General features: G+C 38.3%; 7 protein-coding genes. 6 read left to right on the plus strand and 1 reads right to left on the minus strand.

Going from position 1 to position 6,373, the window contains the following annotated elements; translation table 11 throughout:
* The first annotated feature begins 185 nt into the window (after positions 1-185).
* Together LOSG293_RS10180 and LOSG293_RS09260 are read left to right on the plus strand one after the other, a co-directional pair.
* Entirely contained in the window at positions 186-422 is a 237-nt protein-coding gene (locus LOSG293_RS10180) for a hypothetical protein (RefSeq protein ID WP_034529682.1), read from the plus strand.
* A complete protein-coding gene (locus tag LOSG293_RS09260; protein ID WP_034529685.1) occupies positions 422-673 on the plus strand; it encodes a hemolysin XhlA family protein in 252 nt (83 codons plus the stop codon). The genes LOSG293_RS10180 and LOSG293_RS09260 overlap by 1 nt, the downstream gene beginning before the upstream one ends.
* Before the next feature lie 45 nt (positions 674-718).
* Here LOSG293_RS09260 and LOSG293_RS09265 read toward each other — a convergent pair whose 3' ends face one another.
* A complete protein-coding gene (locus LOSG293_RS09265; RefSeq protein ID WP_051907285.1) occupies positions 719-1,729 on the minus strand; it encodes an ADP-ribosyltransferase in 1,011 nt (336 codons plus the stop codon).
* Positions 1,730-2,253: 524 nt separating this feature from the next.
* Here LOSG293_RS09265 and LOSG293_RS09275 point away from each other — a divergent pair.
* The 4 genes from LOSG293_RS09275 to LOSG293_RS10190 form a co-directional block, all read left to right on the plus strand.
* Complete coding sequence (locus LOSG293_RS09275; RefSeq protein ID WP_034529688.1) at positions 2,254-2,820, plus strand: DUF536 domain-containing protein; 567 nt, start codon at positions 2,254-2,256, stop codon at positions 2,818-2,820.
* A 31-nt stretch (positions 2,821-2,851) separates the two neighbouring features.
* Positions 2,852-5,479, plus strand: coding sequence for a restriction endonuclease (locus LOSG293_RS09280; RefSeq protein ID WP_235786846.1), 2,628 nt, complete (start codon positions 2,852-2,854; stop codon positions 5,477-5,479).
* Between the two features lie 67 nt (positions 5,480-5,546).
* The gene (locus tag LOSG293_RS10185; protein ID WP_003553354.1) at positions 5,547-5,798 is read left to right on the plus strand and encodes an IS3 family transposase; all 252 of its coding nucleotides are present in this window, start codon (positions 5,547-5,549) and stop codon (positions 5,796-5,798) included.
* Between the two features lie 17 nt (positions 5,799-5,815).
* A partial coding sequence (locus LOSG293_RS10190; protein ID WP_268870200.1) for an IS3 family transposase occupies positions 5,816-6,373 on the plus strand: 558 nt, incomplete at its 3' end.

Here is a 6,373-nt window from a genome sequence, read left to right on the forward strand (position 1 = left end):
AAAAGAAGGATAATTCTGGACCTGATTTATCAGGTTTCAGCTCACAAAATAAAGAAAGGAGCAGTGAGACACTGTAAACCTTATCGGTAAAAAACAGCATTTTTTAATCGGCAAAAAACGACATTTTCACATCGGCGTTGACAAAAGGTATAAAATATTAAATTAAACTTTGGAGGAGCTTGAATATGGAAAATTATCAAAGACAAGCAAGTGGTAACAAAATTTTTGACTCAAATGATATTCATGAGAATGTTATTCTGAACAAAATACCAGACATCTTAAATATTTTGCTAATTGATAGAACAACCAGTACACCTAAGAAATATGGTGAGATTTATCGACTTTCTACGCCAACTGGGTACTATACAGCTAATAAGGACAAAGTTAAGTTTATCTTTGCGGTAAAGGCTGGTGTTAAATAATGACGGAAGTTCCTGACGAAATTAACATGACTGAAATGCTAATTGGAATTAAAGAAGATATTTCTTCCATTAAACAGCAGTTAAATGATCAAGCTGATTTGAATGAAAAAGCAGATAAGGCTTTGGCCAAGTCCATCGAAAATGAACATCGAATTGATAATTTAACTCACATAAACTATGCATTGATTTCTTTGGTAGCAGCGGGGATTTTTGTACCGTTGATTATTTATTTGATCGAGAAATTTATGTAAAAATAAAAAGCTGGGAAATAAGTCTCAGCTTTGATACATATGATTTTAGTTTTCTAAATTGAGTGTAATCAGCCAATAAGCACCATTTGAACTATGCTTCTTATTTTTTTGAGAAATGATTTTTCCTTTGGAACTAGTTTTTACAAACTTCATCGTAGAAATAGTATGAGTTTTAACTTTTTGAATTTTAGTAGTAATTAATTTAGTATCATTTTTTAGCAAATATTCTTCTTCGCCTTTGTTTTCGGAAATTGGGTCAATATAGGCACCGTGGTAGCCTGCCGGTAAGTTAATTTTTAAAATAACTTTACTAGAAAAGCCAGTTGCAATCATTTTATTAATGCTTGTGGATGAAAAAGCACGGTCTTCATATTGCTCACCAACTGCAATTGCTTTACCAGATAAAGATTGTTTTAAGCCTTCTAAAGAGGTACCTCTGTATACAGTTAAAGGGGAAGTTAGTTTAAACGTCCCAATACTGTATTTAATTAAATTTATTTTTTTGCTTATTTTTTTAGCAATATTTTTATTGGGATTTCTTAGTGCTGTATTTATATTTGTGTATCCATTGCCTGTGTAGTATCGAATAGCTTTTATTTTCTTCTTATTTAAGGTTTTTGACCATTTGAAAGAATTTTTTAACAATTTCTTTTGACCGTTTTTAGTCAGTGTGATGGTTTTAGTGGAGTACGTATAATCGTTTATGTTCTTAATGAAGAAGTTTTCCGAGCTCCCAGGAATACTGACTAAGTATCCATTTTCCCCAGGCATTTTTTTAACCACTGTTAAGACAACATTTTTAGAAATCGAAACTGGATCTTGATAATTTGGCTGCTGATTATTTAAACCATAAGCGGTGGTTACTTTTTCTGTTACATATTGCTTTTTTCCAAAATTATATGTATGGGAATCAGTGTTACTTTGAATGATATAGGTTGATTCACTTTTGGGTATTTTAGTTGTTGGCACGTTTGTTTTAGCATTTACGGTGTTGGGAAAAGTAAAAAGTGCTGTTAAGGTAACTGCAAACGCTAAAGCTTTATTATAATTTGACATGTAGAAAACTCCTTTAGTGAAATTGATATTTAGTATATCATAACGAATAAACCAGTCTGCCTCAAGTAGATCACGATGGTATTTAAAATAACAGTCAAATAAACGTGCATTCACTTTTTAAATATTGCTATACCAGTATTCTAAGCTACCCATTAAACAGTAGTTAAATGGCCAAGCTGATTTAAATGTAAAAGCGGACAAAATTTTGACTAATTCCATCGAAAATGAACATCGAATTGATAATTTAACTCACATAAACTATGCATTGATTTCTTTGGTGGCAGCGGGGATTTTTGTACCGTTGATTATTTATTTGATCGAGAAATTTATGTAAAAAAGTCTTGGAATTTTCTTAGGGTATAGTCTAGCATAGCGATTACTAACCGGTAAACCTTAATTTACAAATAGACGATCTAAGAAATTGATACTTAGCTTAAAAAAACGGCAAGAACGACAACAAGTTTAAGCTTTGCTTGTCGTTTTTAGCTTATAATTTAAGGCGGATTAATTAGGTGGTGAATCTATTGGGCAAGACTATTCGACAACTTTCAGAAGAATTGAGATTATCAAAGCAAGCTATTAATCAACGTATTAATAGCATTAATGGTTTTCGAAGCAAACACACTCACAAAGTTAAAAACCATCTAGAAATAGACAACCAAGGCGTTAAAATGCTTGCTAATTTCGACAAGCAAAAACGACAAGAACGACAACCAAATCGGCAAGCTGAAAACGACAAGGACAAAAATATTGATCAGATCTTGCTGAAACAACTTGATGTTAAAGATCAACAAATTGCAAATTTACAACAAGCTTTAGATCGGCAGCAAAAATTGCAGATAGCAACGGTTGCAGAGAACCATCGATTAAAAGAGCACGTTCGGAAGTTGAGTGGCTTGCTTGAAACTTCTGGTTCAACTCAAAAACAACAAGCAAACGGCAAAGACAATAACTTGTCGAATAACGCTAATGCTATTCACGGCAAGGATAAAAACAACAATCAAAATGAAAATAAAGTTGCTGAATCCAATAAGGAACAAGAAAGATTATACAAAAGTAAAGCTAATAAAAGTTGGTGGCATTTTTGGTAAAAACTAATATGTTACGGAGGAATTTGAAAAGATGTTAAAACAATCTTTCGATAATTTAATGGCCCAGATTGACGCAAGTGCAAATGGCGTGCAACGTGATCGTGGGACCATGTTTGAGGAAGTCGTTAAGTCTTATTTGCTAAACGAACCAGCATACAAAAACTTATATACTGACGTATGGCTATTACAAGAGGTTCCTGCCGAGTACCATATTCCTAAGAAAGACTTGGGTGTGGACCTTGTAGCCCGATATCGGGATTCGGGTGCATTAACAGCTGTTCAGGCAAAATACTATCGAGGCAAAGTTGGTAAGGATACCATCAATAGCTATGTTGCCGAATTAAACAAGAATTACTATGCAGACGGTTTGTTAGTTACCACTACGGATGATTGGAACAAGAATGCAGAGGCGGCTTTAGATGACGGCTCTAAGCATATTACCCGAATTGGCTTGTCTGATCTCAAACATTCAAGTTTTGACTGGTCCCAGTTTCATTTTGGCAACGCCACCAAGTCGATTCAAGTCAGCCATAAGCAACCACGTGGCTACCAAAAGGATGCCATTGCGAAAGCGGTGGCCTATTTTGATGCGCACGAACGTGGGAAACTAATTATGGCACCAGGTACAGGGAAAACCTTTACCAGCTTGAAGATTACAGAAGCAATGGCTCAGCATGAATATAAGCAAGATTATTTTGTACTATATTTGATACCAAGCATTCAATTGCTCTCACAAACCCTTTTTAGCTGGAACAGTGATGTGAACCCAGCAAATGAATTGATTTCTTTTGCAGTAACGTCAGATCGCAATGCTTCTAAAAAGCGGACCTACAGCAATAATGATGATAATAGCAATATGAATATTCAGGATATTGTTTTTCCCGCCTCAACGAACGCTGATAAGTTAATGGCTAATTTTGCAGCCCTAAAACCGACTGACGGGCAACGGATTACAGTTATCTTTAGCACCTACCAGTCGATTGATGTCATTCACCAAGCACAAGAACAAGGGTATCCGGAATTTGACCTGATTACTGCAGATGAAGCACACAGAACTACCGGGGCACATGCTGCCAATACTGGAGCTGGCATGTTTACCAAAGTTCACAGTAACAATACAGTTAAAGCCAAGCACCGGCTTTACCAAACTGAAACGCCTAAGATTTATTCCCAAGATACCAAGAAGAAAGGTGAAGAGGATAATATTGTAATTTCCTCCATGGATGACAAAAACATCTACGGAGAAGAGATCTTCCGGTTAGGCTTTGGTGATGCTGTGGCCCAAGGAATTCTGACTGATTACAAGGTGGAAGTCTTGGCAGTTGATGAGTCGGTTATTCAACGGGATATGCAGAACAGTTTGTCTACGGAAAACGGGTTGAACATTGATGATATTTGTAAGATTATCGGTGTTTGGAATGCCATGATGAAGCGGGAGAGTTTTTCTAACAAAGTCAGTGGCAAACCGATGCAACGTGCCATTGCCTTTGCGTCTGTGATTGATAATCAACGTGGACACGGTGCGGGTAAGGTTGGTTCAAAACGGATCGCGCGAGAATTTAATCATGTTGTAAATGAGTACTTAGGGAAGGACAACCCAAACAGTTTCCACGTGCATGTTAAACACGTGGACGGTAGCATGAATGCTTTACAAAAAAAAGACGCGATTGACTGGTTAGCATCTGATTTACCAGATGATGAGGCACGCTTGCTTTCTAATGTTAAATTCCTGACAGAAGGTATTGATGTGCCAAACCTTGATGCCATTATCTTTTTTGCGCCTAAACAGTCTCAGATTGATATTGTACAAGCTGTTGGTCGGATTATGCGTAAGTATAAGGACAAGGAATATGGCTACATTATTTTGCCAGTGGTCGTGCCAACTGGACAAGATCCAGATATGGTACTGGATGACAATAATACCTACCAAGCTGTTTGGCAGGTATTGAACGCTTTACGATCTATTGATGAACGTTTTGAAGCATCAGTTAATAAATTAGATCTGAATAAGAAAAAGCCCGGTAATTTGAATGTGATTGGCATTGGTGGTGCTCCGGACAATGATTTTGACCGTTCAAATCAACGCACTGGTGACGAACATGGCACGGAACAGACTGAGCTTGAATTGAACGGGCATGAAATTCAAGATGCTATTTATGGGCGGATTGTTAAAAAGGTTGGTGATCGCCGTTATCTGGAAGACTGGACGGCGGATGTCCAAAAATTAGCGGAACGCCACATTCGCTGGATTGAGAACCTGATTGCGGATAAAAAGTCCCCATTTGCCAAGTCATTTAGGCGCTACGTTAAGAGTTTGCAGCACAATATCAATAGTGATATTGATGACGAGCAGGCCATTGAAATGTTGGCACAACACGTTATCACTAAACCAATCTTCGAAGCCCTTTTTGACCAGTATAGTTTCGTTAATGATAATCCCGTTTCGCGCGCCATGGAAGATATGATTGAGCATATGATGCAGGCGGGCTTTGACCAAGAACAAGCGGTTTTGAAACCTTTCTATGAATCAGTGCGGACGCGGGCAACAGGAATTGACAATGCGGCTGCTAAACAACAGTTTATCGTGACGCTGTATGATAAGTTCTTCAGTACAGGCTTTAGCGCCACGGCGGAAAAATTAGTTATGGATGTAAGCTGATTCCTGAGACAACTTTTAAGAGAGGGTATAATGAATAAATCATCTCTCAAAAGGAAGGAATTTTTACGTGCCAACTCATTACGACAAAGAATTCAAACAAAACATTATCAACCTATATAAGCAAGGCGAATCAGCTGCCCAACTGGCCAGAGAATATGGCATTGGCTATTCAACAGTTCATAAGTGGATCCAGGGCCAGGCCAAAACTCAATCCGGTAAATCGCCAGACGAAATCAAAGCGATGGAAAAGCGACTGGCTTCGCTGTCTGAGGAGAACGAAATCCTAAAAAAAGCCCTGGGCTTCCTTGCGCAGAAGTAACCAATATCTTTGATTACATTCACCAAGAAAGCCATCACCACCAGGTAACCAAGATGTGCCGAATCCTCGGTGTTTCCAGAGCTCAGTATTATCGTTATCGATCCCCCAAACCTTCAAAACGCCGGGCCGAAGATGCGGGCTTGAAACAACGGATTCTGCGGATCTTTGCGGAATTTAAGCAGCGATACGGTGTTATGAAGAGCCACCATGAATTGAATCTGGAACTTCAACCACTGCAGCTTCGGTGCAGTCCACGACGGATTTCCCGGCTCATGAAGGAACTGGATATCCACTCCGTTACCGTCAATAAGTGGAAAGCGGCTTCGGCTTCCAAAACCAAGGTTGAACAGCGTCCCAACTTGCTTAAGCAGGATTTCTCGACCACTGGTTTAAATCAAAAATGGACCGCTGATATGACCTATATTCAAACGAAGCGTAATGGCTGGTGTTACTTATCAACCATCATGGACCTGCACTCACGACGGATTATCGGCTATTCGTTCTCAAAAAAGATGGCTACTGATTTAGTCTTAAAGACCCTTGAAAGCGCGGTTAAAAATCGAACCATTACTGGG

It is taken from the genome of Secundilactobacillus oryzae JCM 18671, assembly GCF_000740055.1.
Lineage (GTDB): Bacteria > Bacillota > Bacilli > Lactobacillales > Lactobacillaceae > Secundilactobacillus > Secundilactobacillus oryzae.